Consider the following 25,924-nt stretch of genomic DNA (forward strand, 5'->3'; position numbering starts at 1 on the left):
GATAAAGACCTGCTCAAGACGGGGGGCGAAAATGCCGCGGTGGAAGTTTCTAACAGATTTTTCAGTAGCTTGGCAGGTGAAGCTGTTGCAAAATGTTATGAATCGGCTGCCGCAGAACCGCTGCCTTTGCCGGGTTGAGATGATCGTACCATGACCGAGGCAAGGCTAGGTGGGGAACCCATTCCCGGTATCGCGCGGAATGCGCCGCCCTGGGGCAAGACCATCACAGGATGGATCGCGCGCACCGATGCCTGCGATATCGCCACGCTGGTCCTGATCGCCGCGCTGGTCGTGATCGCGCTGTGCACTTTCAAGGACTACGCGATCTCCAACGATGAGGGCGTTCAGCATCACTACGGCGAATTGATCATCGCCTATTACGCCAGCGGCTTTCGGGACCTCGACGTCTTCAACTTCCAGAACCTCTATCTCTATGGCGGCATGTTCGATATCGCCGCCGTCCTGCTCAGCCATCTTATCCCGATCGACCCGTATGACCTGCGCCATATCCTGTGCGCGCTGATCGGCATCGGCGGGATTGGCGCGGCCTCGGCAACCGCGCGGCTGATCGCAGGACCGCGCGCGGCCCTGATCGCCGCGGTCGGGTTGAGCGTCTGTGGCGCGTGGTACGGCGCGATGTTCAACCACACCAAGGACATTCCCTTCGCCGCCGCGATGATCGGCGCGACCTTGTTCCTGATCCGCATCGCGCGCGCCCTGCCGGCACCTCGCCTCAGTGACATCGCCGCCTTCGGCCTTTTGGCCGGAGCCGCACTCGGCATGCGCGTACTCGGTTTGCTGCTGGTGATCTATGTCGGTTTCGCGATCGTGCTCTACCTGCCGCGCGCGCTATGGTCCGACCGTCGCGCGCGCAGGCGTTTTGCGATCGAATCCTCGCTGCGGTTGTTACCGGCGCTGCTGCTCGCCTATGCCATCATGGTGCTGGCATGGCCCTGGGCGGCGCTGTCGCCGCTCAACCCGATCCGCGGCCTGCTCGCATTCTCGGAGTATCAGTACCCGATCCGCACGGTGCTCGCCGGTCAGGTCTATGAGATGGCGAACACGCCGCGGCTGTATGTGCCGATCTATATTCTGATCCGCGTGCCGCTGCTGACGCTGTTCGGTGCGGCCGTGGCGATGGTGTTCGCGCTGCTACCGGATTTTTCGGCCGGTGCGGGGCAGCCGCGGCGCCGGGACATCGCCCTGATATTGCTCACGGTGTTTTTCCCGCTGGGCTGCGAGGTGATCTGCCACGGCCCGGCCTTCACCGGCCTGCGTCATTTCCTGTTCGTGATTCCGGCGCTGGCGGTGCTGGCGGGCATCGGGCTCGGCGCGGCGATGACGGCGCTCGCGGCGCGCGGTCGGCTGGCCGCCTCCGGCGGGCTGGCGGTCGTGACCGCATGTTTCCTCTGGAACGCGGTGACCCTGGTCAGGCTGCACCCGTATGAATCCCTTTACTACAACAGCGTGGTCGGAGGTCTTGAGGGAGCGTCACGTCGCTACGACCTCGATTACTGGTTCAACAGCATGCCCGAGGCGCTCAATCAACTCGAAGCCTATCTGCGCCGCACCGAGCCCGGCAACACCATGCTGCCGACCCGGATTTATTCGGTCGCGGTGTGCGGAGAACGCCTTTCGTTCGACAAGACCGTGACGCTCCCGCAACTGCACTGGGACTTCAGGCACGAGTGGAAGGAGTCCGAGTTCTTCATCGCGCCGACCCAAATGAATTGCGACGAAGATCTCGACGGCAAGGTGATCGGCACCGTCGAACGGCTTGGCGTCGTCATCGCCTATGTCAAGGACCGCCGGGCGCTGGTCCAGCCGGTGGCGACCGCGACGCGATAGGCCTGCCGCGTTGCCGGAAAAAGCGCGGCCTCGATCAGCGGCCGCCCACGATATCGGCGTTGCCGCCGGTGCCGCCGATCCGCGAGGTATCCCTGTCATCGGTGCGCTTGTACCAGGAATTCACCCACGCCACCGCCGACATGATCAGAATTCCGACAAGTGCCACCAGGAAATGCAGGCCGATGCCGCCCGAGGTCTCGATCAGCACGAAATAGCCCGCGAACGCCAGGAATACGCCGAGACAGAAAATCTCCAGCGAATGCGTCCCGCACAGGATCAATGGACGCAGCCAGGGCGACTGCAATCCGGGCCAGCCCTTCGGCACGAAGCGCATCGTAATGGCCGCCAGCGCCAGGAAATGCCCGAACCGCAGGATGTCCATATCGGTCTTGTCGATCGGATACATCCATTGCACCAGCCAGCGCGGCAGCAGCGGCTCCAGCTGCGGGAAATACCAGGTCAGCGTCACGAAGAACGCCGCCGCCACATAGGCGACCGCAACCCACAGCGTCACCGGCGAAGCGAGCAAGCCCGACATTCGCCTGGCGCCGCCGAGCGCGCACCACGCGCCGAACACGAACAGCATCTGCCAGGCGAACGGATTGAAGGCCCAGTAGCCGCTCGGATAGACGCTCAGATACCAGTCGTAATGCAGGGTAAGCGCATACAGCACCACCGACAGCGCCAGCGTCACGTCGGCCTTCCACTTCATCAGCCACAGGATCAGGGGGAGAAAAAACATCAGCACGACATAGAGCGGCAGCACGTCGATGTTCAACGGCCGAAATCGGAGCAGCAGGGTCTGCAGCAGGACGATGCCGGGATGCTGGATGAAATCCACCACGCGCATTTCCTGCGAGAAAAACGGGTTGTCGGAACTCCTGACGGCGTATTCGATCTCGCCCAGGAAGATGACGACGATGAACACATGCGCGACATAGATCTGCCAGACCCGCTTCATGATGCGCGCGGTGGCGATCACGAATCCGGACTCCCGCATGGCGCGGCCGTAGACAAACGCCGCCGTATAGCCCGAGATGAAAATGAATATCTCGGCGGCGTCGCAGAATCCGTAGTTGCGGATCGTAAACCAGGTCAAGAGATCGGGCGACAGGTGATCGATGAAGATCAGCCACAGCGCCAGACCGCGGAACAGGTCGATGCGCAATTCCCGCTCGCCCGCGGCAAGCGGAACCGCCGGCGTCAAGACGGTCGCGGGCGCCGTGGTTTGCGCCATCGTATTTGCTGCACCCGCAAAGGGCGCCGCGGCAACTCGATCAGCAATCGACACTTTAAGCCCCGCCTTGAGAAGATCGGCTTACACGGCCGTTCCCCGCCAACCCATGATATAGACCCGCGGTTGGTAAGCAAGTTACGGGGGCTGCCCGGTCCAAAGCTACCGTGATCGAATCGCGATATAAACGCCGCGGATACATGAATCCGGTTGTGACGCGGATGCGGGGAGCGCCGGCCACGCGGGCCGAGATCGAAGGTCAGGCGTCATACCGGTTCTTTACATTTTGGACCCATCACGGGGATTGACGCCAGTATCCGGGTAAGTCTCAATGAGCGTTCCAAAAAGATGCGTTTCTAGGGGGCGGTTTCCTTGCGATCATCGACGGCGAACCGTGAACGTATGGGTTGTTTGGCGGCGTCAGGTCTGGTCACACGTCTCCGGACGCCGCTGCTGTAACCTTGGCGCGACACCACACTGGGCAAAATGGATCAGGCATAATGACCAATCAGGAAACCGCACCTATTTCGCTTGCCCTCGAGCGTGACCTCAGGCTCGACCTGTTCCGCGGCATCGGGTTGTGGATGATCTTCCTCGATCACGTTCCCGACGACGTCGTGGCCTGGTTGACCCTGCGCAACTATGGCTTCAGCGATGCCGCCGAGTTCTTCGTATTCATTTCCGGTTATCTGGCGGGCTACATCTATGGACCGATCATACGCGCCGGGAATTTCCTGGCGGCCATCAAGCGGCTGTGGACACGGGTGTGGCAGATGTACGTTGCCCACATCATGCTGTTTCTGCTGTTCACGGCGCAGATCGCGCGCACGGTCAGAAAATTCGACAACCCGATGTACGAAGACGAGTTCAACGTCCATAATTTCCTCCAGCACCCGGACGTTTTGATCGGACAGGCGCTGACGCTGCGCTACAAGCCGGTCGATCTCGACGTGCTGCCGCTCTACATCACGCTGGTGGCCGCTTCGCCGCTGATCATCTGGTGCCTGTTGCGCCGCCCGAACTGGACCTTGCTTGGCTCGGTCCTGCTGTACATCGGGGCGCGCATATTCGACTGGAATTTCGCTTCGTATCCGCCGGGGACGCACTGGTACTTCAATCCGTTCGCCTGGCAGTTGATGTTTGTGTTCGCGGCCTGGTGCGGCGTCGGAGGCGTCGCCCAGATACAGGCCGTGATCCGGTCGCGCGCGGCGCTGATCGTGGCGGTGGCGTGGCTTGCCTTCGCGTTCCTGATCGTGATGACCTGGCACGTCCCGGCACTGGACGCGATGGTCCCGAAATGGATGATCAAGGCGATCTATCCGATCGACAAGACCGACCTCGACATGCTGCGCTTCACCCACTTCCTCGCGCTGGCGCTGGTGGTCTCCCGATATTTCCCGCGCAAGGCGGAGATACTCTCCTCCATGTGGCTGCGTCCGTTGGTGCTGTGCGGACAGCACTCGCTTCCGCTGTTTTGCTTCGGCGTATTCCTGTCCTTTGGGGCGCACTGGTTCCTGGTTCAGTACTCCCATGGCGTCTTGACGCAACTGCTCGTCAGCTTCGGCGGCATGGCGGTCATGACGGCGCTTGCATGGCTTCTGGATCGGGCCGGAACGGTTCCCAACCTGTTCGTCGATGTCAGCGAATTCCAGACGCCGAAGGCGGCAATCGAGCCCGGCAAGGCGTGATCCCGGCGTTCGGCGAAAGCTTACGCCGCCGTGCCCCGGGAGCGGGCTGGATCAGGGTAGCGACCGCCCGGCGGGCCGCTCCGTCAACTTTTCGAATCGGGATTTTGACATCCCGGAGCGAAGCGCCGTTACAGTTTGTGGCCTTTCTGGCGTAGCGCTTCAGTCAAGCGCGTGCGCAGATCGTCGGCCGCCTTGTGGCTGGCATCCTGGGTTACCTTGGTGGTCTGCTGGGCGATGATTGGCGACTTTTCGAGGTACTTTTGCCCGACCGGCCGCTGGAAAAACGTCTCCATATCGCGCATCTCGGCCACCGTATAATTGTTGGCATAGATGGCGGCGACGTCGTCGAGCATCGCCGTGTAGTATGGCTGAAACGCAGCGTCGACCATTGGCTTCATGCTGTCGTAGTCGCGTTCAATCTCGGGGCGGTCTTGAGTGAGCGTGCGCCTGAGGCCCAGCAGGATGGCTGGCAGCAGCGCCTTGTACTGCTCAGGCAGCTTCATGGTGGTCACCAGGCTGCGTGCCGCCGTCATGGCCTCGGCCGATGGCGCTTGCGCCGCTGCCGTGCAAATCGAGAGCAGAAACATGCCGGTGATGATCAATGGACGCCTGAACATGACTTTCCTCCGGTGACCTTGTCGCGCGATGATACCCGAAAATTGAGTTTCCCCAAAACAAGTTGCCGCCGCCGGGATTGATGGCCCGCATTGCAGGTGTTCGCGCCATACGAGGTCGTTATCCAAACGATTTGCGGAGCTAGCCCAGCCGCCAGCCGACCTCCGCGGCAAAGCTCCGGTAGAATTCGGGCTCATAGGCCTGTTCCGGGGTTTGCCGCACGCGCTCGTCAAGGCGGCGGGCATCATCGCCGACCAGGATGCGCCAGCGGCCGGCCTTGACGCCATCGAGGATGACCGTTGCCGCCGCTGCCGCGGTCATGGGAGCCTCGTCGCGGAACGTCCGCGCACGATCGGCAGCGATGTTCTGTATATCCTCATCCGACATCGCCGTCGTGTCGGTGCCCATGCCCTCCAGGCGCCGGCGGGTCGCCAGAACTTCATTCGCGCTCAACCGGTCGGATTCACTGCCGTTCTGGATCTTGCGGGAATTGGACACGATGGAGGTGCCGATATGGCCCGGCATCACCACCGAGCATTTGATGTGCGGCGCGTTCAGCCTGAGATCGTTGATCAACGCTTCGGTAAACCCCTTCACCGCGAATTTGGCGGCGCTGTAGGCGGTATGCGACACGCCAAGTCCGACCGAGGCCCAGAACCCGTTGACACTGGAGGTGTTGACGATATGCCCCTCGTCGGCCTTCACCAGCATCGGCAGGAAGGTGCGAACGCCGAGATAGACGCCGCCCCAGCAGATGTTGAAGGTCTTCTCCCACTGCTCGCGCGTGTTGGTGAACAGGCTGCCGCCGCCACCGATGCCGGCATTGTTGAACAGCAGGTGGATCTTGTCGGTGGCCTGCTGTTCGGCGAGTTCATCGCGGAATCGCAGCAACTGATCTTCGATCGACACGTCGGCAATATGGGTGGTGATGCGCAAGCCCTGCGGCAGCCGCTCGACCTCGCACAGCCGCCTGGTTTCCGCCATGGCGTCCGCCGACACGTCGCACATCGCGACATTGCAGCCCTCGGCGACGAGTTGGCGCGCGAGTTCGCGGCCCATGCCCGTGCCGCCTCCGGTAATGACGGCGATCTTTCCGGCAAAGTCTTTCATGGGCGTTCCTAACCTCTGCGGTGCCGGAGCCGGGCTGCTGGAAATACGGTCTTCGGCCGAGACGGGCACAAACAACCGACTGGCAGTGAACGCCGACGATGTCGTTCCCGAACCCCCGGGAACAATGTACAGGCACGGCGGCATCGGGCAAGCGCCGGGCTCCGGCGTCCGGTGATATCGGGATTTCCTGGTTCGCTTAATCCGGCGTCGGCAGGTGCCGCATCGTGAATTCGATCTGTCCGTCGGGAAGCTGCCGCCAGTTTTCGACAACCGTCGTGTAGCCGGCTTGCGGAATCCGGTTGAGGATTTCGCGGGCTTTGAGCCGGGCCGCCTCGATCGGCAGCGTGAATGTCTCCGGCCGCTGCGGGGCGGACATTCGATCTGCCAGATCTCGTGGACGAAGGAGCATGGCGCGCCTCAGGCATGATCCAATAAGCCGCCGATCTTGCGCCGCCAAACCTAAAGGGCTACCGGACCGCCGGCATTATCCCCGCTAATCACCGGCGGGCGGTCGCGGAAACCATCGCGGCGCCGTCGGGCTTTTGTCGGATCATGCGCTAGTTCGCGGTGCTGCCGGTTTTGGCGTGCAGCTTTGGCGGCGTGGTCTTGGTAACGGTCTTGGTAGCGGCTTTGGGCGCGTCGATGCTGCGCGCGTTGCCCCACGGGTCGGTAGCGGCCTTTTCGGGAATGTTGCCGAGCGATTGCTCATAGGCTTTTTGGGCCGCCTTCTCATCCTGGATCTGGCGGGCTGACTTTTCCTTGTCAGGCTCGCCGGCTCTTTGAATTGGGGCCTGGTCTTGGGCATAAGCAGGCCCGGCCAGTAACGCGATCATTGCTGCGGCGCGCAAAGCTTTCATGGGGTAGCCTCCCTTGATTTTGCCTGCATATCATTACGCCCACCGCGCCGCCAATAGCCGTAACGCGCCTGCCCGCCTGAGTTTGTTGCGATGCCGTCCATCGTCGTCGGTGCGCTCGGCCTGCGTGCAGAAATCGCGGAACAACAGGGCACATCGACGGCGCCCGTGCCGTCTAGTTCTGTGCAAGTTTGATGGTTGAAATCGGCCATTTCCCGTCGTGGCCGGCGATCGAAACGCGCAGGCCGTGCAATTCGTCGAGCCAGACATTCTCGACCGTCCCGGCCTTTCCGTCGGTCAGCACCACAGCTTTGCCGATCAGTTCGGATTGAGCTCGCTCGAACGCGCCGAGGATCGTCGAGGCACGGAGTTTCACAAGGGGCATGGCATTTCCGACGTCAGACTCGAATCTTTCGCGGCCGAAGTGTTTGCATTGAAAGGTGCACAACTCGTGACCGGACAAAGGCGCCGGGCCGTTTCCCGGCGCGCGTGTTGGCGCTTGACATCGACGCGAACGAAATGGGAACGTCCCCGTCCAGGGCGTGCAGGCCGCAAACGCAATGCAAAACGAAGAGAGCCCAGACCGTTCGAACGTGCGTTACGTCAAGCGTCGTGCCGCAAAACGCGTCGTGAGCCGCACGCGCCTCGTCATGGGTCTGCTGTTGATCGTGGCGATTCCGATCTTCATCGGCGTTGCCAACCGGGCCGTGCACGAAAACGCAGACGTGATCCGGCTGGGTTTCAGTCGATAGGCCGCACCGACGAGCACGACAGCTTGCGCGGGCAAGAACCTCGATTTTGATTGGTCGGAGCGAGAGGATTTGAACCTCCGACCCCTAGTCTCCCAGACTAGTGCGCTAACCGGGCTGCGCCACGCTCCGATGCCGTTCCCTTAGCTTCGATCAGCCCTGCGCGCAAGGCGCGATCGGGCGCGCGGAGCGGCCTGAGTTGGGGTTTCCTCCGTACAGGGCGATCAGCCATCCTTCAACGCGGCATCGAGCAATTGCCGGCAGGCCATCAGGTCCTGCAACACGCCTTCCAGGCGTTCCGCGTCCAGGATCCCTGCCCCGACACCGGGAATCGGTCCGCTGTCGAACGCCGGCGACAGGCCGTCCTTGTCGATTTCGAGAAAGCGAAAATCGATGCCGTCGGTGCCATCACCTTCCTCATCATCGGTATCGATGCCCGGAACCGCCTCGTCATCGTCTTCCAAGAGACTTTGCCCGATCGCCCGTTCGACCGAACCAAACGAAGCGACAGTCAATCCGTCGGCCAGCGCCTGGACCGCTTTGATGCCATGCTCTTTCAGAATGCGCTGTACACCGCGGATGGTGTAGCCCTCGCCGTACAACAGGCGGCGGATGCCCCGCAGCAGGTCGACATCGTCGGGGCGATAATAACGCCGGCCGCCGCTGCGCTTCATCGGCTTGATTTGAACGAACCGCGTCTCCCAGAACCGCAGCACATGCTGGGGGATATCGAGATCGTCGGCGACCTCGCTGATGGTTCGGAACGCATCCGGCGCCTTGTCCAAATGCTCGCTCCTGCCTATTGCCTTGTTGAACGACTGTTCCAGCCGACCTTGCTAGTCGCCCTCACCGGTACCATTGCCGTTGATCCGCTGCTTCAAAATGGCCGACGGCTTGAACACCATCACGCGACGCGGAGAGATCGGCACCTCGGTGCCGGTCTTCGGGTTACGGCCGATACGCTGGCCTTTCTTGCGCACCATGAACGAGCCGAACGACGACAATTTCACGGTCTCGCCCTTCTCGAGGCAATCGGTGATCTCTTTCAGGACCAGTTCGACAAAGGCGGACGACTCCGTGCGCGACAAGCCCACCTTCTGGTAGACCGCTTCGCACAGATCGACGCGTGTGACTGTTTTTCCGGTCCCGGTCATCGCCTGCCCCAAAACTCCCGGCGAACAATTTGTTTCTGAAATTATGAGCTTAACGCGCGACGGTCAACAGCGCTCATCAATGCAATAGCATGAAACAAGTCGGCAAAGTGCAGAGATTTTTTAAGACTGCGCTTACCAGCGCAACAGCGCCGAGCCCCAAGTGAAGCCGCCGCCCATGGCTTCCAGCAGCACCAGGTCACCTTTCTTCACGCGTCCGTCTTTGACTGCGACTGCGAGTGCCAGCGGAATCGACGCCGCCGAGGTGTTGCCGTGCAGGTCGACCGTCAGCACCACCTTCTGCGGTGCAATATGCAGCTTGTGCGCTGAAGCATCGATGATTCGCTTGTTGGCCTGATGGGGAATGAACCAGTCGATATCGTCGGCGGTCGTCCCGGTGGCCTCGAACGCGTCCACGATCACGTCGGTGATCATGCCGACGGCGTGCTTGAACACCTCGCGGCCTTCCATCCGCAGGTATCCCACCGTCCGGGTCGAGGAAGGACCGCCATCGACGTACAATTTCGACTTGTGGCGGCCATCGGAGCGCAAATGCGTGGTCAGTATGCCGCGGTCGGTGGGCTTGCCCGGCTGCACCTGGGCGTCCAGCACGACGGCGCCGGCGCCGTCGCCGAACAGCACGCAGGTGCCGCGGTCGCTCCAGTCGAGAATGCGCGAGAATGTCTCGGCGCCGATCACCAGCGCGCGCTTGAAAGCGCCGCTGCGCAGGAAGTTGTCCGCGGTGGCCAGCGCGAAGATAAATCCCGAGCACACCGCCTGCAGGTCGAAGGCGGCGCCATGGTTGATGCCGAGCCCGTTCTGCACCGCGACCGCGGTTGCGGGAAAGGTGTTGTCGGGGGTCGAGGTCGCCAGCACGATCAGGTCGATCGACTGCGCGTCGATCCCGGCATTGGCCAGGGCATCGCGCGCGGCATTGATCGCCAGATGCGAGGTAAACTCGCCCTCGGCGGCGATGTGGCGTTGCCGGATGCCGGTACGCTGCACGATCCACTCATCCGAGGTATCGACCCGCGCCGCCAGTTCGGCATTGGTCAGAATCTGTTGCGGCAGGTAGGAACCGCAACCAAGCACGACCGAACGTATAGCAGTCACGAGACAGCCTCCTGCGCGGTCGGCGCAGAAGCAAGCGCACTGCCATCGCGATTGAGCATTTGATTGATCTTGGTCAGGAGATCGTAGCGGACCATCTCATAGCCAACATCGACCGCGTACGCAAAGCCTTCGGCATCGGTTCCGCCGTGGCTTTTGACGACGACGCCGCGCAGCCCGAGCAGCACGCCGCCATTGGACTTGCTGGGGTCCATCTTGTCGCGCAGCGCCTTGAAGGCATTTTTGGCGAACAGGTAGCCGATCCGCGAGCGCCAGGTGCGCGCCATGGCCCCGCGCAGATACTCCGAGATCTGCCGCGCGGTTCCCTCGGCGGCTTTCAAGGCGATGTTGCCGCTAAAACCCTCGGTGACGATAACGTCGGCCGCACCCTTGCCGATGCCATCGCCTTCGACGAAACCGATATATTCGAGCTGGGGAAGATCCATCTCGCGCAGCAACTCGGCGGCTTCGCGAATTTCCTCGCCGCCCTTCACTTCCTCGACGCCGATATTGAGCAGGCCGACGGTCGGCCGTTCCAGATCGAACAATACGCTCGCCATCGCGCTGCCCATCACCGCCAGCGCCATCAGGTGATGCGCGTCGCCGCCGATGGTGGCGCCGAGGTCGAGCACGACGGAATCCCCGCGCATCGTCGGCCATACTGCCGCGATCGCCGGCCGGTCGATGCCGGGCAGCATGCGCAGACAAAACCGCGCCATCGCCATCAGCGCCCCGGTATTGCCGGCGGATACCGCGACATCGGCTTCGCCCCTCCGGACGGCGTCGATCGCAAGCCACATCGACGAGGTCTTGCGGCCGCGGCGCAATGCCTGGCTCGGCTTGTCGTTCATGCTGACGGCGACATCGGTATGAACGACGCGGGAAACAGCCTTCATCGCCGGGCACTTGGCGAGTTGCGCTTCAATCAACGCGCTTTCCCCGAACAGCAGGAATTCGGTGTCAGGATGCCGGATCAGCGAAATCGCGGCGCCGGGAATGACAACCGATGCGCCGACATCGCCACCCATCGCGTCAAGCGCGATTCGAACCTTTTGAGGCATGGACGTCCCGGAAACCTGATCTTTTGCGGCCTTGAAGCGCTCGGCGGCGGACTGGAAATCGCCGCGGAAAGCGGCGATCGGCGAAGCGCAACGCCGCGCCTCGGCCGGGCCGCGACAATAGCGTGTCCCCGTCCCGACACAACCTCTTGACCTTGCCGTTTTGGGTGCCGAACCGCGGCGCGGCGGAATCGGAACGTAAGAATAAAACCAGGGAGTTCAACGGATTAAGACAAATTATCGCATCGTTCCGGCGGTGATCTTTGTCGCAATGTATCCGTGCAACGATGCTTCAGCCGCCTTTGGGCTTGTTCGGAGACCGCTTGGGACCTGTTGCCTTGGCATCGAGCTGCAGCGCCTTGAGCGCGGCAAACGGGTGATCCTCGGGATCGGCCGCCACGACCGGCGGTTCGAAAATCGCGTCCGGCCTGCGCGGATAGGGATCGACGCCCAGGAACAACGCATCGGTCGCTACCCGGCCAAGATCGATGACGCCATTTTCGATCGGCTCCGGCGGATCGGGAATTTCAGTGTCGCTGTCGACGGCCTCGTCTACCAGATCGGCCAGTTGAGGGATTTGCTCAGGGGGCGCGAAAATCAGATCGATCGTTTCGTCGATGTCGTTCTCGATGGGGTCGAGCGAGACCACGCAGGTCTGCCCGATCCGCGCCTGGACGCGGCCCGCTACGTGGACACGGCCTCTGCCTTTCGGGGTCACATCGAGCGAAGCCGTCGCAAACAGAATTTCGCGCAAGCCGGCGACCTCGGCCATCGCGGCGCGGGCGGCTGGGCCGGCTTCCATTTCGCGATGCAATCCGGTGTCGGGTATTTGCTCGACGACGACGGGAACGCTCCAGGGATCTGCCCGGCCGCTCTTGCTGTCTGTTCTGTTCATGCCTGCTCGTCCGATCGGGCGAGCGTGGGAAACTTCCACGATCCGCTCTGCAACGCCGCCTCGTCCGATCCTGCCAGGGCCGCGATAGCCGACTCGGCATAGACGGCGAGCCGCCGTGCGTTTTCGATTCCCTCTCCGTTCAAGATATTCTTGCACAGCGCTTGCGCCAGTGGCTCTTCGCCGGCGGCCAAAGCCAGATCGTAGGCGGCGGATCGGCCGTAAAAAGCCTCGCCGAAGGCCTGCATCCGCTTCGGGACGGCGAGGTCGCCGACCCCCATTTCGCGCAAATTGGCGTCCATATCGTCGCAGAAGCGATCAAACAGCACCTGGGAAAGGTCAGGGCCGCCGGCCATCGGCCTCAGCCGCCGCAATACCATCCACAAATGCAGCACCAGCAGATCAAAACGACCGTTAACCGTATCCGGCACGCCAAAGTCCCGATAAAACAACGGTTCTCGCGCTTGCGTCACGATCATGCCATAGATGGTCTCAATGGTGCCGCGCGGGACGATCCAGGGGTTCCTGAAGTGATTGAACGGCCAAAGCATTATGGGTTCCGCAAGCGAGCCCCCGAGGTTTGCTTACTGGGGGCCCGCGCATGTTGCAATCCGACGTGCTGCCCGGTACGTCAACACCTCGCGCGATGCAAGGGCACGGGGCCAGTTCCGGAATGATTGTGACCAGTCCGACATGCTCAGGCGTGCCCTCCCGGCGCGGCCTCGTTGCGCGCTGGCGCGGCATCCGCGCCGCCGTTGCCGTTGCGCTGGTCTGCGGGGCGCTCGGCGGCTGCGCAGGCGAGCAATTCCAGAAGGGTTACATTCTGCCGCCGGGCGCGCTTGAGCAAATTCCGATCGGCGCCAGCCAGGACCAGGTGCTGATCGTGATGGGAACGCCGTCCACGGTGGCGACGTTGAACGGCGAAGTCTTCTACTACATTTCGCAGCGTTCCGAACGCAAGGTGGCGTTCATGAACCAGCAAGTCATCGACCAGCGCGTGATTGCGATCTATTTCGACAAGAACCGCCAGGTGCAGCGGCTCGCCAATTATGGCCTGAAGGACGGCAGGATATTCGACTTCATCAGCCGCACCACGCCGACCTCGGGCCAGGAACTCAGCTACCTGACGCCGCTGTTCAAGCTTCTCAGCTTCAATTGAGTCGCGATCGCTTCGCGGTGCAGCGCTTTTGCGTTGCATCCGGGAAACGCCGATGGAACGACTGCGAGACAAAGGAAAACCCCGCGGCTCGCACCGCGGGGTTTTTGTCTCGATCGCGGAATGCTGCTGCTTAGTGCGCCAGGATCGCCAGCAGCAACAGTGCCACGATGTTGGTGATCTTGATCATCGGATTGACGGCGGGACCCGCAGTGTCCTTGTAGGGATCGCCGACGGTGTCGCCGGTCACCGCGGCCTTGTGGGCGTCGGAGCCCTTGCCGCCATAGTGGCCGTCTTCGATGTACTTCTTGGCGTTGTCCCAAGCGCCGCCGCCCGAGGTCATGGAGATCGCCACGAACAGGCCGGTCACGATCACGCCGAGCAGCATCGCGCCGACGGCGGAGAACGCCGCCGATTTGCCGGCTGAACCGCCGCCGGCGATGCCAAAGATGACAAAATAGACGAAGATCGGCGACAGCACCGGCAGCAGCGAGGGAATGATCATTTCCTTGATCGCCGCCTTGGTCAGAAGATCGACCGCCTTGCCGTAGTCCGGCTTGTCGGTTCCCTGCATGATGCCGGGTTTCTCGCGGAACTGACGCCGCACTTCTTCGACGATGGCGCTGGCCGCGCGTCCCACGGCCGTCATCCCCATCGCGCCGAACAGATACGGCAGCAGGCCGCCGAACAGCAGGCCGACCACGACGTAAGGATTGTTCAGCGAGAAGTCCGGGATCACGCCCTGGAAGTAGGGAAACTTGACGGCGTTGGCGATGAAGTATTTGAGGTCTTCATTGTAGGCCGCGAACAGCACCAGCGCGCCGAGACCGGCAGAGCCGATCGCATAACCCTTGGTGACCGCCTTGGTGGTGTTGCCGACCGCGTCAAGCGCGTCGGTGGCTTTCCGGACTTCCTTGGGCAGGCCGGCCATTTCGGCGATGCCGCCGGCGTTGTCGGTGACCGGGCCGAAGGCGTCGAGCGCCACGATCATGCCGGCCAGCGCCAGCATTGTCGTCGTCGCGATGGCAATGCCGAACAGGCCGGCCAGGCTGTAGGTGACGAGGATGCCGGCGATGATCACCAGCGCCGGACCGGCGGTGGATTCCATCGAGATCGCCAGGCCCTGGATCACGTTGGTGCCGTGGCCCGTCACCGACGAAGCCGCGATCGACTTTACCGGACGATATTCGGTGCCGGTGTAGTATTCGGTGATGACGATGATCAGTCCGGTCACGACCAAGCCCGCGATGCCGCATTCGAACAAAGCCATGCCGGTATATTTCACGCCCGCCAGCGGACCGAAGCCGACCAGCCAGTAGATCACACCGGCAACGCCGAACAGCGACAATACGCCGGTGGCGATCAGGCCCTTGTACAGCGCGCCCATGATCGACTGGCTGGCGCCGAGCTTGACGAAGAAAGTTCCGATGATCGAGGTGATGATGCAGATGCCACCGATCGCCAGCGGCAGCGTCATCACGTTGACGAGCAGCGGCGAGGTCGCGAAGAAGATCGCGGCCAGCACCATGGTGGCGACCGCGGTCACCGCATAGGTCTCGAACAGGTCGGCGGCCATGCCGGCGCAATCGCCGACGTTATCGCCGACGTTATCGGCGATGGTGGCGGGGTTGCGCGGATCGTCCTCGGGAATGCCGGCTTCGACCTTGCCGACGAGATCGCCGCCGACGTCGGCGCCCTTGGTGAAGATGCCGCCGCCGAGACGGGCGAAGATCGAGATCAGCGAGGCGCCGAAGCCGAGCGCCACCAGCGCATCGACCACGGTGCGGCTGTTGGGGGCCAGATTGAGATAATGGGTGAGGAACGCAAAGTAGATAGTGACGCCGAGCAGTGCCAGACCCGCCACCAGCATGCCGGTGATGGCGCCGGCCTTGAAGGCGAGTTCAAGCCCGCCGGCCAGCGAGGTCGTCGCGGCCTGTGCGGTGCGGACATTGGCGCGCACCGAGACGTTCATGCCGATGAAGCCGGCGGCGCCCGACAGGATCGCGCCGATCAGGAATCCCGCTGCGACCAGCATGCCGAGGAAATAAGCCAGCAGCGCAAAAATCACGATGCCGACCAGACCGATGGTCATGTACTGGCGCTTGAGATAGGCCTGCGCGCCCTCGCGCACCGCGGCTGCGATTTCCTGCATCCGCGGATTGCCGGCGTCCGATTTCAAAACCGATGCTGTCGCCCAGATGGCGTAAACAATTGAAAGCGCTCCGCAGAGCACAATCATCCATATTGCTGTCATTGAATTTGCCTCAGATCCTGATGGTGCCTACGCCAGTCACCGCGGGAGCGGCGGGCGCACAAAAAGGAGGCCTGCCCTGCCCAAAAGGGCGGCCTCAAATCGGCGGGACCATGCCAAAATCGCATGCCGGGCGCAACGCTGTGAACGGCCCAAACAGGCGATTTTCCGAAAGGTTTTGCGGTGGAAACCGCAACAATGCCCGCTTTTGGCAAAAATGCTAGAAATGGCTGTGAGACAGCCGCTGCAGCACGATCTCCCGGCCCGTCCCGTCCAAAAACCTCGGAACCGCCGTCCCCGCGATCACGGTGCCAATCGAGCACACGGCTACACCTGCAACCCCTGCGGCTTGCGCGAACACCTCGAAGCGATTCTCGGGGATGGTGCACAAGATCTCGTAATCGTCGCCGCCGGAAACGACGGCCTCGATGCCGACAATGCCGCGCTTGACCAGTCCCCGGACCGCGGATGAGCGCGGGATGCTCTCGGCATCGATCACGGCCGATACGCTGGAGGCCACGCACAGCTTGGCAAGATCGCCGGCAAGGCCGTCGGACACATCCATCGCAGCACTGGCATGCTCGCGCACCGCCAGCGCCAGCGCGTCGCGTGGCTGCGGCACGCGATAGCGTTCGACCAGCATCGCTGTTGCCGCGGGGTCGTCCGCGAGCGCGCCAGCGACCGTGCCGCCCTTCAGGATATCGAGACCGAGCGCGGCGTCGCCGATCGTTCCAGTCACCACAATGCGGTCGCCGGGTTTGGCGCGGCTGCGAGGGACCATCCTGCCTGCCGGCACCCGCCCGAACGCCGTGATCGAGACCGTCAGCGGGCCCGGCGTGGAAACCGTATCCCCGCCCAACAATGGACAGCCGAAATGGCCGGCATCCTCGCCAAGCCCGCGCGCAAAGGAGGTAAGCCAGCCATCATCGAGGGCACGCAAGGCCAGCGTCAGCACGAAACCCGCTGATGTCGCGCCCTTGGCGGCGAGGTCGGACAGATTTACCCGCAGCGCCTTGCGCGCGACGGTGTCGGCGGGATCATCGGGCAGGAAATGCACGCCCTCGACGATGGCGTCGGTGGTGACCACGAGATCGTCGCCGGAGAATTTAAGGATCGCCGCATCGTCCATGAGGCCGAACGCGCCCGGATCGGTCGCGATGGGGCGGAAATAGCGTGCGATCAGTGAGTCTTCGCCTGAAGGCATGTTGTCACACTAACCACGCACAAACTCTTCGGCACGGAACTGGCGGGCGATCTGGTCGAGCACCGCATTCACCATCCCGGTCTCGTCACTGTCGACAAAGGCATGCGCGACATCGACATATTCCGACACCACCACGCGCGCGGGCACGTCCTTGCGATGTTCGAGCTCGTAGGAGCCGGCGCGCAGCACCGCGCGCAGGATGGCGTCGATCCGCTTCAAGGGCCAGCCCTTCGACAGCGCGTCGTCGATCAATGGATCGAGTTTGGCCTGATCGCGGACCACGCCGGACACCACGTCGCGAAAGAACGCGGCCTCGGCCGGCAGGTATTTGTCGCCTTCGACCTCGCCGCCGAGCCAATGGCTCTCGAACTCGGCGAAGATGTCGTTGATCCCGGCGCCGGCGATATCCATCTGGTAGAGCGCCTGCACCGCCGCGAGCCGCGCGGCGCCGCGGCGATTGGCTTTCTTGTCCGGGCTCCTGACGGGCTTGTTTTTGTCGTCTGCCATGGTCAGGCCCGCGCCACCTGGCGCTTGATCCGCAGCATCGCCAGCGCCGCGCGCGCGGCGTCGCCGCCCTTGTTGAGTTCGCCGGCGCGCGCCCGCGCCCAGGCCTGCGCGTCGGTATTGACGGTGATGATGCCATTGCCAAGCGGGAACTTTCTCGCCACCGCCAGGTCCATCAGCGCGCGCGAGGATTCCATCGAGACGATCTCGAAATGGATGGTGTCGCCCCTGATCACACAGCCCAGCGCGATCGCGGCATCATAGGGTTTGCCGCTGTTCTCGGCGGCATCGAGCGCGATGGCGATTGCGGCCGGAATTTCCAGCGCGCCGGGAACCGTGATGACGTCATGGATGACGCCGGCGGCTTTCAACTCGGCCACCGCGCCTTCCAGCAAGGCATCCTGGATGTCGTCGTAGAAGCGCGCCTCGACAATCAGCGCGCGCGCGCCTGAAATGTCGGTCTGATCCTTTAATTGTGCGCGCCGCGCGTCTGCCATACATGCCAATCGGAACTATGTGCCAGTTGGCAGCGTTTTAGGCGCAGCAGCGGCTAATGCCAAGGGCCGCTTCTATTTCATTTCCGCAAGCCGCGCAGCGTAGCGGGCCATCAGGTCAACTTCGAGATTGACCTCGCCGCCCGCGCGCCAGCCGCCGAGCGTGGTGACCGCTAGCGTGTGCGGAATGATCAGCACCGAAAACACCACGTCTTCAACCGTATTCACCGTCAGCGACACGCCATCCAGCGTCACCGAGCCCTTGGCGGCGATGAAACGCGCCAGTTCGCGCGTGGTGCGCAGTTCGAACCGCGCCATGTCGGGCAGATCCTCGCGCCTGATGATGGTGGCGATGCCGTCGGCATGCCCGGCCACGATATGGCCGCCGAGTTCGTCGCCGATCCTGAGCGCCCGTTCGAGATTGAGCCTGGTGCCCGCGGCCCAGTGCTTCGCGGTGGTCATGCCCAGCGTTTCGGCGGCGGCATCGACCTCGAACCAGGTTTTGCCTCGATCGACGCCCGACGCCACCACGGTCAGGCAAACCCCGTTGCACGCGATCGACGCACCATCGGCAATGCCGGCGCGGTCGTAGCGGCACGCGATGCGCAGCCGGTGCAACTGGCCCTGCGCCGTGGGCGTCAGGCTGACGATCTCGCCGATGTCGGTGACAATGCCGGTGAACATTAAGCGCGCTCGTAAATGGTCAGGGTGTCCTGGTGCAGACTTTCGCTAGCACGAACCCGATAATCCGGCGACTGCGTGATTGCGGTCAGCGGCAATGCGTCCAGCGCCGCGATGCCATCCGTGCCGATCGGCTCCGGCCCGCGCAGCAGCCAGACTTCATCGGCGAGGCCTTCAGCGACAAAGGAGGACGCCACCCGCGCGCCGCCTTCGACCAAAAGCCTGGTGATGCCCTTTTCCGCCAGCGCATGCAGCACGGCGCCTAGATCGAGCTCTGGCGGCGCCGATGGGGTGGCCACCCGGATCACTTGCGCGCCTGATGCGCCGAGCTTCATGGCGCCGGAAGCTTCCGAAACCTCCGACGTCATCACCCACAGCGGCGTCTCGCGGGCCGAATGAACCAGCCGGCTGGTACCCGATATCCGCAACGCGCGATCCAGCACCACCCGCACCGGCGAGCGCGCCTCCATGCCCGGCAGGCGGCAGGTCAGCAGCGGATCGTCCGCCTGCACGGTGCCGATCCCGACCAGGACCGCGTCGCATTGCGCGCGGAGCAGATGCACGCGCGACCGCGCCGCCGCGCCCGTTATCGCGATCGGCTTGCGCCCGGCAGCGCCTATCTTGTCGTCGGACGATACCGCAAGCTTGAGGATGATATGGGGCCGTCCATCGCGGATGCGCCGGAAATGCCCGGCATGATCGTGCGCGGCCTCCGCTGCACCAAGCCCGATATCAACCGTAATACCCGCAGCGCGAAGTCGCGCATGGCCCTGCCCGGCCACTTCAGGGTTGGGATCCTCGATCGCCGATACCACGCGCGCAATGCCGGCGGCGATGATGGCATCCGCGCACGGCGGCGACTTGCCGACATGCGAACATGGCTCCAGCGTCACATAAAGCGTGGCGCCGCGCGCGGCCGCGCCGGCGTGGCCGAGCGCCACCGGCTCGGCATGCGGGCGGCCGCCCGGTTGCGTCCAGCCGCGACCGACAATGACGCCGTCCCTGACCACGACAGCACCGACGGCGGGATTGGGCCAGGTCCGGCCCTGCCCGCGCCGCCCGAGCGTCAGCGCCAGCTCCATGAAGCGCCGGTCGGCGGCTTTCGACAGTTTGGATTTCTCGGCGTACTGGTCTTCCAGAATGCGGAAGATCATTTGCGTAACGTGGCCAGCCGCGCGTCGTCGTCGCCGGAGAGCTCGCCGAGCACGGCTTCAAAGTCCTTTGCCTCGCGAAAGTTGCGATAGACCGAGGCAAAGCGGACATAGGCGACATCATCGAGCTGGCGCAGGTGCTCCATCACGATCTCGCCGATCGCCTCGGACGAGATCTCGGCCTCGCCGCCGCTCTCCAGTTCGCGCACGATCGCCGAGACCATCGTCTCGACTCTTTCAGGATTGACCGGGCGTTTTCGCAAACTGATCTGCAGCGAGCGCACCAGCTTGTCGCGATCGAACGGCACCCGGCGTCCGTTGCGCTTGATCACGGTGAGTTCGCGCAACTGCACCCGTTCGAAGGTGGTGAAGCGGAAATTGCAGGCGACGCAGACCCGCCGCCGCCGGATCACCGCGGAATCCTCCGCCGGACGGGAGTCCTTCACCTGGGTATCGAGACTGCTGCAGCTCGGGCAACGCATCTACCTGCCTTACTGGTAAATCGGAAAGCGGTCGGTGAGCGCCCTGACCCGTTCCTTGATCGCGGCTTCCACCATCGGCGCGCTGCCGTCCGGCGACTGCGCGATGGCGCCCAGCACCTCGGCGATCATGCCGCCGACCTGCTTGAACTCGGCCACGCCAAAACCGCGCGTGGTCGCCGCCGGCGTTCCCAGCCGGAGACCCGAGGTGACGAACGGCTTCTCCGGATCGAAGGGAATGCCGTTCTTGTTGCAGGTGATCGCCGCGCGCACCAACGCCTTCTCCGAGACGTTGCCCTTGAGGCCCTTGGGCCGCAGGTCCACCAGCATCAGATGGTTGTCGGTGCCGCCGGAGACGATGTCGAGGCCGTGAGAGCGCAGGCTCTCCGCCAGCGCCTTGGCATTCTCGACCACGTTCTTGGCATAGACCTTGAAGTCCGGGCGCAACGCCTCGGCAAACGCCACCGCCTTGGCGGCGATCACATGCATCAAGGGACCGCCCTGCAAGCCGGGAAACACCGCGGAATTGAATTTTTTGGTCAGCGCCTCATCGTTCCACAGCATCAGCCCGCCGCGCGGGCCGCGCAGCGACTTGTGGGTGGTGGTGGTCGTCACATGCGCATACGGCACCGGCGAAGCATGCACGCCGCCGGCGACGAGGCCGGCGAAATGCGCCATGTCCACCATGAAATAGGCGCCGACGCTGTCGGCGATCTCGCGAAAGCGCTTGAAGTCCCAGGCGCGCGAATAGGCCGATCCGCCGGCGATGATCAGCTTCGGCTTCACCTCCGCGGCGCGGCGGGCGACCTCGTCCATGTCGATGGTCTGGTCGTCGCGGCGCACGGTGTAGTGCTGCGCCTTGAACCATTTGCCGGAGATATTGACCGGCGCGCCGTGGGTGAGATGTCCGCCGGCGGCAAGATCGAGGCCCATGAAGGTATCGCCGGGCTGCAACAGCGCCAGGAACACCGCTTGGTTCATCTGGCTGCCTGAATTCGGCTGCACGTTGGCGAACTGGGCGCCGAACAGCTTCTTGGCGCGATCGATCGCGAGAGTCTCGACCACGTCGACCCACTCGCAGCCGCCGTAGTAGCGATTGCCCGGATAGCCTTCGGCGTACTTGTTGGTCAGCACCGAACCCTGCGCTTCCAGCACGGCGCGGCTGACGATGTTTTCCGACGCGATCAGTTCGATCTCATGGCGCTGGCGGCCGAGTTCGCCGCGGATGGCGGCTGCGATATCCGGATCGGCCTCGGCGAGGGTCGCCGTGAAGAACGAGTCGGGTGCGGAGGCGGTTTTGGCGCTGGAAGTAGAGCTGCTCGGAGGGGTCATTGGGCGAAATATCTCCACCGCCGCAGCCGGTTAGGCGGGGTGCGGGCGGTCATCGGTGGCGGTCGAAAGCTATGCCTCGCGCAATACCATATCGGACCGCAATGGCCAAGCGCTTGCGGTGCGGGCCCAGCATTTATGCAAGATATGGTGGGGATGGGCGGGTTGCCAGCCTTTCGCGGGCCCCCGGGAACACCGGGACGACGCTTCAGGCCCTACTTCGCAAACCGATACGCCCCGCCCTTCTCGATCGAGCGCTGGAAGGCCGGGCGCGCGTGCATCCGCGACAGCCACGCACGCAGATCCGGGTACGGCCCGAGCTTGTCGAATACTTTCGCCATCTCCCCGACAAAGCTCATCTGGATGTCGGCGCCGGTCAGCGCGTTCCCGACAAAGAATTCGCGGCCCCTCAGCGCGCTGTCGACGTAGCCGAGATGATTGGCGATTTCGCTGTCGATGCGCGGGTGCAACGGGGCGCCCGCCTCCTTCAACCGGCTGACATAGAGGTTGAGCATCAGCGGCAGCATCGCCGAGCCTTCAGCGTAGTGCAGCCACTCGTTATAGGCTTCGTATTCGGCGCTGCCGGGCTTCGGCATCAGCGCACCCTTTCCATAAGTGCGGATGATGTAATCGACGATCGCGCCTGATTCTGCGATCCTGACATCGCCGTCGGTAATGACAGGCGACTTGCCGAGCGGATGCACCGCAACTAATTCGGGCGGCGCCAGGCGCGTCACGGCATCGCGCTGATAGCGCTTGATCTCATAGGGCGTGCCGAGTTCTTCGAGCAGCCAAAGGATCCGCTGCGAGCGGGAGTCGTTGAGATGATGGAGCGTGAGCATGAGGGATTCCTCTGGGCGGCTCGTTGGATGCCAAAGCTACCAGAGATTTGGTGTGAAGTGTCACCGTCATCGTCCGGCTTGACCGGGCGATCCAGTATTCCAGGGAGTTCAGTGATTAATCGAGAGGCCTCGGCGTACTGGCTACCTGCCTTCGCGGGCATGACGACCGAATATGGTCGGCTAGTTGCGTCAGCCCCTCACAGCCCCGTAAACCCTGCCTTGACCGGATCGGTTGAGCCGTCGAGCTCCCGCAAATAGGTCAGCCCGCACACCGTCAGCCGATGGGTGTCCTTTTCACCGGCCTCGAACAATGTGGTGACATAGTCCGTCACCTTGGCGCGCGCTTCGCCGCTGGCGGCCGCGGAGCGGTTCACTAGGAGGGCGTAGGTTTGCATGATGCGATCGATGGTGGCTTCCATGTATCCTCTCGCGGTCAGACCAGTTCAACAGCCTCAAAACGCGCGATCGCCTTGTTGGCGAGGCGGATCTTGTTCATTTCACCGCGCCGGAACAGCTCGACGATGACTTCGAGCAGCGGCTCGTTGGTGGCAAAGGTGTCGGCAATGGCGCCGGTCCGTCGAAGGTAGTTCGAGGCGATGGCGTAGGCGTCGCCGACCACCTCGACATTCATCACCTGCAGCCCGCGCTCAACCAGCATGACCTCAAGTCCTCCGATACAGACTGATAAGGCTTGAGGGTGCAAATGGGTTCCATTTCGGGAAACCTATTTTTGACGCTGTCCTAAAAACAAAACGCATCGGGCCGGAAACCCGGACCGATGCGCTTTGGAAGTGTCGCTTGATCTAGTAGCCGCCGGTCTTTTTGAAACGCCGGCTTGGCCAATGTTCTGCGGCTTCGAAAAGTCTCAGAGCCGATACAGGATCTGGTCGGTCCAGAACCGCTCGAGCCGGTGCAGCGACTTGTTGAGGGTTGCGAACTCTTCGTTGGAAATGCCGCCGACCTGCTCCACGGTCTTGACGTGCTTCTGATAGAGCGCATCGACGATGCGGCGGATTTCCTGGCCCTGCGCGGTGAGGCGGATACGGACCGAACGGCGATCGACGCGCGAGCGCTGATGATCGAGGAAGCCGAGTTCGACCAGCTTCTTCAGGTTGTAGGAGACGTTGGAGCCGAGGTAATAGCCGCGGGTACGCAGCTCGCCCGCGGTCAGTTCCTTGTCGCCGATGTTATAGAGCAGCAAAGCCTGCACCGAATTGATGTCGGCGCGGCCGCGGCGATCGAATTCATCCTTGATGACGTCGAGCAGGCGGCGATGCAGCCGCTCCACCAACGTCAACGCTTCGAGATAGAGCGGCTGTACCGGAGCGTTGCCCGGAGCGCGGTCAGCGGTTTCCACCGCCGTTGCAACGGCTTTCATCATGACACTTCCCCTGTTGTCGTTTTTATCGACTTATTCGACGAAACTTGTGTCCCGCCTGATAGCCGCAACTTAAGGGGACCGTTTGAAGATCAGCTTAAATAAGACAATAAAGAGATCATGAATTTAAGACAGTGAATCGTGGATTAAGCCCATGGATAAAGGGCTTTTCGCAACCTTTCATTGACGGTGCGTACCCCCTGTTCACGCTTCGTTGGCCTGCTCTGTCGCAGAAGGAAACAGCATGGTTCAAATTGGAAACATCGGCGTAACAGGTATGACCGCCGCGTTAGGGTGACTGAAGCGTTACCGCGAAACTTCCAGAAAATTCGATGCGATTTTTGCGCGCTTGCGGAATCTCACGCGGCTATGGCGGCCGTTCGCGCGCGGCCATCCATGCCAGCGCCAGATAGATCGCCAGCATCAGCGCTTCCAGAGCCACCACCGTCAGGCTGCCGCCGTAGATTGCCGGAAACATCAGTTCGATCACCGCCATCGAAACCACCGTGGTCAGCCAAACCACGGCACCCCACGGCGTTGCCAGCCACAGGCCGACGGCGGCGACGAGTTCGATCACCGCGAAATAAACCGTCGCGGTTTGCCATGCCATGGTCTGGTTTTCAAAGGCGTCATCTTCGCCGCCGACGAAGCCGGTGACCTGCGCCCAGTGATAGAGGCCCTTGGCCACGGAAACGACGGCCATGATGCGCAGGAAAAACACCAGCCGCCGGGTCCAGGCATTGTCGTCGGTCTCGCCGCGATCGGACGAAATCGCCTCCACCGACATGGCGCTGTCCCGCGTCTGGTCGCGCGATGGAGTTTCAGACATGCGGGTGACTGTTCATGGTGGGGATCGGCCGTGCATGGGCGACTCATGGCCTCTCGGCGCGATAAAATCAAATGGCCCCACGGGTGCGGTGACGAAAGCCGTCCGGGGTGGTAGGATTGGAACGGTTCAAAATCCAGCCTGCTGCCTTCCGGAGTGTTTATCACATGGCGATCAAATTCGGGCGCCCGATTGAAATGCGCGATGCTCCCCGGCACGAGGCCGCCCTCGCCGCTCCCGCCCTCGACCTCGTGGTTCGCCCGCGCCGCAATCGCAAGGCCGAATGGGCGCGCCGGCTGGTGCGCGAAAACGTCCTGACCACGGACGACCTGATCTGGCCGCTGTTCGTGGTCGATGGCCACAACAAGCGCGACGGCGTCGCCTCGATGCCCGGCGTTGACAGGCTGAGCGTCGATCAGGCGGTGCGCGACGCCGAGCGCGCGGTGAAGCTGAACATTCCCTGCATCGCACTGTTCCCCTATACCGAGCCTACGTTGCGAGACGAACGCGGCTCCGAAGCCGTCAACCCCGACAATCTCGTGTGCAAGTCGGTGCGCGCCATCAAGAAGGAATTTCCCGGCCTCGGCGTGCTCTGCGACGTGGCGCTCGATCCGTTCACCAGCCACGGCCATGACGGCCTGATCGAGGACGGCCGCATCCTCAACGACGAGACGGTCGCGGTGCTGGTGCGCCAGGCGCTGGTGCAGGCCGAAGCCGGCTGCGACGTCATCGCACCCTCGGACATGATGGACGGCCGCGTCGGCGCGATCCGTCGCGGGCTCGATGCCGCGGGTTTCCTCGACGTGCAGATCATGTCCTATGCGGCCAAATATGCCTCGGCCTTCTACGGCCCGTTCCGCGACGCCATCGGCTCGGCCAAAACCCTGACCGGCGACAAGCGCACCTATCAGATGGACTCGGCCAATTCCGACGAGGCCCTGCGCGAGGTCGAACTCGACATCGCCGAAGGCGCCGACATGGTGATGGTGAAGCCCGGCATGCCGTATCTCGACATCGTACGGCGGGTCAAGGATACCTTCGCGATGCCGACCTTCGTCTATCAGGTGTCCGGCGAGTACGCGATGATCGCAGCCGCCGCCGGCAATGGCTGGATCGACGGCGAGCGCGCCATGATGGAAAGCCTGCTCGGGTTCAAGCGCGCCGGAGCCGACGGCATCCTGACTTATTTCGCGGCCCAAGCGGCAGAGAAGCTGAAGGCGGAGGCATGAGACTCCTGTCGTCGCGGCCTTGAGCCGGGATCCATAGCCGCCGAAGCCCAATGTTACGGCGGGCCGATGCAACAGCGTTCAAAAACGAGAC

30 protein-coding genes and 1 tRNA gene are annotated in these 25,924 nt (G+C 62.9%); 5 read left to right on the forward strand and 26 right to left on the reverse strand.

Annotated features, from left to right (window positions below; genetic code table 11):
- Positions 1–150 precede the first annotated feature (150 nt).
- Positions 151–1,848, forward strand: a complete 1,698-nt coding sequence (locus E7813_RS04650) for a glycosyltransferase family 39 protein (protein ID WP_291571357.1) — start codon at positions 151–153, stop codon at positions 1,846–1,848.
- A 34-nt stretch (positions 1,849–1,882) separates the two neighbouring features.
- Here E7813_RS04650 and E7813_RS04655 read toward each other — a convergent pair whose 3' ends face one another.
- The gene (locus E7813_RS04655; RefSeq protein ID WP_291571358.1) at positions 1,883–3,085 is read right to left on the reverse strand and encodes an OpgC domain-containing protein; all 1,203 of its coding nucleotides are present in this window, start codon (positions 3,083–3,085) and stop codon (positions 1,883–1,885) included.
- Between the two features lie 497 nt (positions 3,086–3,582).
- On the opposite strand from E7813_RS04655, the gene E7813_RS04660 reads away from it, so the two are divergent.
- Positions 3,583–4,770 carry an OpgC domain-containing protein gene (locus E7813_RS04660; RefSeq protein WP_291571360.1) on the forward strand — a complete coding sequence of 396 codons (1,188 nt, stop codon included), beginning with the start codon at positions 3,583–3,585 and terminating at the stop codon, positions 4,768–4,770.
- Between the two features lie 128 nt (positions 4,771–4,898).
- Here the strand turns inward: E7813_RS04660 and E7813_RS04665 are convergent, their stop codons facing one another.
- The 5 genes from E7813_RS04665 to E7813_RS04685 form a co-directional block, all read right to left on the reverse strand.
- Positions 4,899–5,372 (reverse strand): DUF2059 domain-containing protein, encoded by a 474-nt coding sequence (locus E7813_RS04665; RefSeq protein WP_363331151.1) that lies wholly within the window; start codon positions 5,370–5,372, stop codon positions 4,899–4,901.
- A gap of 154 nt (positions 5,373–5,526) precedes the next feature.
- Positions 5,527–6,495 (reverse strand): SDR family NAD(P)-dependent oxidoreductase, encoded by a 969-nt coding sequence (locus tag E7813_RS04670; RefSeq protein WP_291571364.1) that lies wholly within the window; start codon positions 6,493–6,495, stop codon positions 5,527–5,529.
- Between the two features lie 196 nt (positions 6,496–6,691).
- Positions 6,692–6,904, reverse strand: a complete 213-nt coding sequence (locus E7813_RS04675; RefSeq protein WP_291571366.1) for a hypothetical protein — start codon at positions 6,902–6,904, stop codon at positions 6,692–6,694.
- 148 nt (positions 6,905–7,052) lie between these two features.
- Positions 7,053–7,352 (reverse strand): hypothetical protein, encoded by a 300-nt coding sequence (locus E7813_RS04680; protein WP_291571367.1) that lies wholly within the window; start codon positions 7,350–7,352, stop codon positions 7,053–7,055.
- Positions 7,353–7,524: 172 nt separating this feature from the next.
- Complete coding sequence (locus tag E7813_RS04685) at positions 7,525–7,734, reverse strand: PRC-barrel domain-containing protein (RefSeq protein ID WP_291571369.1); 210 nt, start codon at positions 7,732–7,734, stop codon at positions 7,525–7,527.
- A gap of 175 nt (positions 7,735–7,909) precedes the next feature.
- On the opposite strand from E7813_RS04685, the gene E7813_RS04690 reads away from it, so the two are divergent.
- On the forward strand, positions 7,910–8,101 hold the full coding sequence (locus E7813_RS04690; RefSeq protein WP_291571370.1) for a hypothetical protein: 192 nt from the start codon (positions 7,910–7,912) through the stop codon (positions 8,099–8,101).
- 51 nt (positions 8,102–8,152) lie between these two features.
- Here the strand turns inward: E7813_RS04690 and E7813_RS04695 are convergent.
- From E7813_RS04695 to E7813_RS04725, 7 genes are all read right to left on the reverse strand, one after another.
- Positions 8,153–8,230 (reverse strand) — tRNA-Pro (locus tag E7813_RS04695).
- 92 nt (positions 8,231–8,322) lie between these two features.
- Positions 8,323–8,883, reverse strand: a complete 561-nt coding sequence (locus E7813_RS04700) for a MerR family transcriptional regulator (RefSeq protein ID WP_291571372.1) — start codon at positions 8,881–8,883, stop codon at positions 8,323–8,325.
- Positions 8,884–8,934: 51 nt separating this feature from the next.
- Positions 8,935–9,252, reverse strand: coding sequence for an integration host factor subunit alpha (locus E7813_RS04705; protein WP_291571375.1), 318 nt, complete (start codon positions 9,250–9,252; stop codon positions 8,935–8,937).
- A 132-nt stretch (positions 9,253–9,384) separates the two neighbouring features.
- Complete coding sequence (locus E7813_RS04710; protein ID WP_291571377.1) at positions 9,385–10,362, reverse strand: beta-ketoacyl-ACP synthase III; 978 nt, start codon at positions 10,360–10,362, stop codon at positions 9,385–9,387.
- Positions 10,359–11,420 (reverse strand): phosphate acyltransferase PlsX, encoded by a 1,062-nt coding sequence (gene plsX / locus E7813_RS04715; RefSeq protein ID WP_291571379.1) that lies wholly within the window; start codon positions 11,418–11,420, stop codon positions 10,359–10,361. Before plsX ends, E7813_RS04710 begins: the two co-directional genes overlap by 4 nt.
- Before the next feature lie 289 nt (positions 11,421–11,709).
- Complete coding sequence (locus tag E7813_RS04720) at positions 11,710–12,312, reverse strand: DUF177 domain-containing protein (protein WP_291571381.1); 603 nt, start codon at positions 12,310–12,312, stop codon at positions 11,710–11,712.
- Positions 12,309–12,860, reverse strand: coding sequence for a ubiquinol-cytochrome C chaperone family protein (locus tag E7813_RS04725; RefSeq protein ID WP_291571384.1), 552 nt, complete (start codon positions 12,858–12,860; stop codon positions 12,309–12,311). Before E7813_RS04725 ends, E7813_RS04720 begins: the two co-directional genes overlap by 4 nt.
- Before the next feature lie 122 nt (positions 12,861–12,982).
- Here E7813_RS04725 and bamE point away from each other — a divergent pair, with 122 nt between their 5' ends.
- Positions 12,983–13,468 carry an outer membrane protein assembly factor BamE gene (gene bamE, locus E7813_RS04730; protein WP_291571386.1) on the forward strand — a complete coding sequence of 162 codons (486 nt, stop codon included), beginning with the start codon at positions 12,983–12,985 and terminating at the stop codon, positions 13,466–13,468.
- Between the two features lie 130 nt (positions 13,469–13,598).
- Here the strand turns inward: bamE and E7813_RS04735 are convergent, their stop codons facing one another.
- The 13 genes from E7813_RS04735 to E7813_RS04795 all read right to left on the reverse strand — a co-directional run bounded on the left by E7813_RS04735 (position 13,599) and on the right by E7813_RS04795 (position 24,607).
- A complete protein-coding gene (locus tag E7813_RS04735) occupies positions 13,599–15,719 on the reverse strand; it encodes a sodium-translocating pyrophosphatase (protein ID WP_291571387.1) in 2,121 nt (706 codons plus the stop codon).
- A 217-nt stretch (positions 15,720–15,936) separates the two neighbouring features.
- Complete coding sequence (thiL, locus tag E7813_RS04740) at positions 15,937–16,920, reverse strand: thiamine-phosphate kinase (RefSeq protein ID WP_291571388.1); 984 nt, start codon at positions 16,918–16,920, stop codon at positions 15,937–15,939.
- A gap of 9 nt (positions 16,921–16,929) precedes the next feature.
- Positions 16,930–17,427 (reverse strand): transcription antitermination factor NusB, encoded by a 498-nt coding sequence (gene nusB, locus E7813_RS04745; RefSeq protein WP_291571389.1) that lies wholly within the window; start codon positions 17,425–17,427, stop codon positions 16,930–16,932.
- A gap of 2 nt (positions 17,428–17,429) precedes the next feature.
- Positions 17,430–17,921, reverse strand: a complete 492-nt coding sequence (gene ribH, locus E7813_RS04750) for a 6,7-dimethyl-8-ribityllumazine synthase (protein ID WP_291571391.1) — start codon at positions 17,919–17,921, stop codon at positions 17,430–17,432.
- Between the two features lie 72 nt (positions 17,922–17,993).
- On the reverse strand, positions 17,994–18,602 hold the full coding sequence (locus E7813_RS04755; RefSeq protein ID WP_291571393.1) for a riboflavin synthase: 609 nt from the start codon (positions 18,600–18,602) through the stop codon (positions 17,994–17,996).
- Positions 18,602–19,753, reverse strand: coding sequence for a bifunctional diaminohydroxyphosphoribosylaminopyrimidine deaminase/5-amino-6-(5-phosphoribosylamino)uracil reductase RibD (gene ribD / locus E7813_RS04760; RefSeq protein ID WP_291571395.1), 1,152 nt, complete (start codon positions 19,751–19,753; stop codon positions 18,602–18,604). Before ribD ends, E7813_RS04755 begins: the two co-directional genes overlap by 1 nt.
- Positions 19,750–20,232 (reverse strand): transcriptional regulator NrdR, encoded by a 483-nt coding sequence (nrdR, locus tag E7813_RS04765; protein WP_291571397.1) that lies wholly within the window; start codon positions 20,230–20,232, stop codon positions 19,750–19,752. Before nrdR ends, ribD begins: the two co-directional genes overlap by 4 nt.
- A 9-nt stretch (positions 20,233–20,241) precedes the next feature.
- A complete protein-coding gene (gene glyA, locus E7813_RS04770; protein ID WP_291571399.1) occupies positions 20,242–21,561 on the reverse strand; it encodes a serine hydroxymethyltransferase in 1,320 nt (439 codons plus the stop codon).
- Positions 21,562–21,773: 212 nt separating this feature from the next.
- Positions 21,774–22,400 (reverse strand): glutathione S-transferase, encoded by a 627-nt coding sequence (locus E7813_RS04775; protein ID WP_291571400.1) that lies wholly within the window; start codon positions 22,398–22,400, stop codon positions 21,774–21,776.
- A gap of 197 nt (positions 22,401–22,597) precedes the next feature.
- Complete coding sequence (locus tag E7813_RS04780; protein WP_291571402.1) at positions 22,598–22,819, reverse strand: hypothetical protein; 222 nt, start codon at positions 22,817–22,819, stop codon at positions 22,598–22,600.
- Positions 22,820–22,833: 14 nt separating this feature from the next.
- Entirely contained in the window at positions 22,834–23,058 is a 225-nt protein-coding gene (locus tag E7813_RS04785) for a hypothetical protein (protein WP_291571404.1), read from the reverse strand.
- A gap of 207 nt (positions 23,059–23,265) precedes the next feature.
- Positions 23,266–23,781, reverse strand: coding sequence for a MarR family winged helix-turn-helix transcriptional regulator (locus tag E7813_RS04790; RefSeq protein ID WP_291571406.1), 516 nt, complete (start codon positions 23,779–23,781; stop codon positions 23,266–23,268).
- Positions 23,782–24,145: 364 nt separating this feature from the next.
- Positions 24,146–24,607: a DUF6163 family protein gene (locus E7813_RS04795; protein ID WP_291571408.1), complete on the reverse strand. Its 462-nt coding sequence runs from the start codon at positions 24,605–24,607 to the stop codon at positions 24,146–24,148.
- A 164-nt stretch (positions 24,608–24,771) separates the two neighbouring features.
- Between E7813_RS04795 and hemB the strand changes: the two genes are divergently transcribed.
- Positions 24,772–25,833: a porphobilinogen synthase gene (hemB, locus tag E7813_RS04800; RefSeq protein WP_291571410.1), complete on the forward strand. Its 1,062-nt coding sequence runs from the start codon at positions 24,772–24,774 to the stop codon at positions 25,831–25,833.
- The last annotated feature ends 91 nt before the right edge of the window (positions 25,834–25,924 follow it).

The sequence above is a fragment of the Bradyrhizobium sp. genome, from assembly GCF_004799405.1.
Taxonomy (GTDB): domain Bacteria; phylum Pseudomonadota; class Alphaproteobacteria; order Rhizobiales; family Xanthobacteraceae; genus Bradyrhizobium.

Excerpts from the sequence above, each read along its gene's own strand:
- E7813_RS04660 (WP_291571360.1), top strand. The coding sequence starts at position 3,583 with ATGACCAATCAGGAAACCGCACCTATTTCGCTTGCCCTCGAGCGTGAC.
- thiL (WP_291571388.1), bottom strand. The coding sequence starts at position 16,920 with ATGCCTTCAGGCGAAGACTCACTGATCGCACGCTATTTCCGCCCCATC.
- E7813_RS04775 (WP_291571400.1), bottom strand. The coding sequence starts at position 22,400 with ATGCTCACGCTCCATCATCTCAACGACTCCCGCTCGCAGCGGATCCTT.
- nrdR (WP_291571397.1), bottom strand. The coding sequence starts at position 20,232 with ATGCGTTGCCCGAGCTGCAGCAGTCTCGATACCCAGGTGAAGGACTCC.
- E7813_RS04705 (WP_291571375.1), bottom strand. The coding sequence starts at position 9,252 with ATGACCGGGACCGGAAAAACAGTCACACGCGTCGATCTGTGCGAAGCG.
- E7813_RS04680 (WP_291571367.1), bottom strand. The coding sequence starts at position 7,352 with ATGAAAGCTTTGCGCGCCGCAGCAATGATCGCGTTACTGGCCGGGCCT.
- E7813_RS04795 (WP_291571408.1), bottom strand. The coding sequence starts at position 24,607 with ATGTCTGAAACTCCATCGCGCGACCAGACGCGGGACAGCGCCATGTCG.
- nusB (WP_291571389.1), bottom strand. The coding sequence starts at position 17,427 with ATGGCAGACGACAAAAACAAGCCCGTCAGGAGCCCGGACAAGAAAGCC.
- hemB (WP_291571410.1), top strand. The coding sequence starts at position 24,772 with ATGGCGATCAAATTCGGGCGCCCGATTGAAATGCGCGATGCTCCCCGG.
- plsX (WP_291571379.1), bottom strand. The coding sequence starts at position 11,420 with ATGCCTCAAAAGGTTCGAATCGCGCTTGACGCGATGGGTGGCGATGTC.
- ribD (WP_291571395.1), bottom strand. The coding sequence starts at position 19,753 with ATGATCTTCCGCATTCTGGAAGACCAGTACGCCGAGAAATCCAAACTG.
- E7813_RS04780 (WP_291571402.1), bottom strand. The coding sequence starts at position 22,819 with ATGGAAGCCACCATCGATCGCATCATGCAAACCTACGCCCTCCTAGTG.
- E7813_RS04755 (WP_291571393.1), bottom strand. The coding sequence starts at position 18,602 with ATGTTCACCGGCATTGTCACCGACATCGGCGAGATCGTCAGCCTGACG.
- E7813_RS04720 (WP_291571381.1), bottom strand. The coding sequence starts at position 12,312 with ATGAACAGAACAGACAGCAAGAGCGGCCGGGCAGATCCCTGGAGCGTT.
- E7813_RS04650 (WP_291571357.1), top strand. The coding sequence starts at position 151 with ATGACCGAGGCAAGGCTAGGTGGGGAACCCATTCCCGGTATCGCGCGG.
- E7813_RS04685 (WP_291571369.1), bottom strand. The coding sequence starts at position 7,734 with ATGCCCCTTGTGAAACTCCGTGCCTCGACGATCCTCGGCGCGTTCGAG.
- E7813_RS04670 (WP_291571364.1), bottom strand. The coding sequence starts at position 6,495 with ATGAAAGACTTTGCCGGAAAGATCGCCGTCATTACCGGAGGCGGCACG.
- ribH (WP_291571391.1), bottom strand. The coding sequence starts at position 17,921 with ATGGCAGACGCGCGGCGCGCACAATTAAAGGATCAGACCGACATTTCA.
- glyA (WP_291571399.1), bottom strand. The coding sequence starts at position 21,561 with ATGACCCCTCCGAGCAGCTCTACTTCCAGCGCCAAAACCGCCTCCGCA.
- bamE (WP_291571386.1), top strand. The coding sequence starts at position 12,983 with ATGATTGTGACCAGTCCGACATGCTCAGGCGTGCCCTCCCGGCGCGGC.
- E7813_RS04725 (WP_291571384.1), bottom strand. The coding sequence starts at position 12,860 with ATGCTTTGGCCGTTCAATCACTTCAGGAACCCCTGGATCGTCCCGCGC.
- E7813_RS04655 (WP_291571358.1), bottom strand. The coding sequence starts at position 3,085 with ATGGCGCAAACCACGGCGCCCGCGACCGTCTTGACGCCGGCGGTTCCG.
- E7813_RS04735 (WP_291571387.1), bottom strand. The coding sequence starts at position 15,719 with ATGACAGCAATATGGATGATTGTGCTCTGCGGAGCGCTTTCAATTGTT.
- E7813_RS04690 (WP_291571370.1), top strand. The coding sequence starts at position 7,910 with ATGCAAAACGAAGAGAGCCCAGACCGTTCGAACGTGCGTTACGTCAAG.
- E7813_RS04790 (WP_291571406.1), bottom strand. The coding sequence starts at position 23,781 with ATGATGAAAGCCGTTGCAACGGCGGTGGAAACCGCTGACCGCGCTCCG.
- E7813_RS04785 (WP_291571404.1), bottom strand. The coding sequence starts at position 23,058 with ATGCTGGTTGAGCGCGGGCTGCAGGTGATGAATGTCGAGGTGGTCGGC.
- E7813_RS04675 (WP_291571366.1), bottom strand. The coding sequence starts at position 6,904 with ATGCTCCTTCGTCCACGAGATCTGGCAGATCGAATGTCCGCCCCGCAG.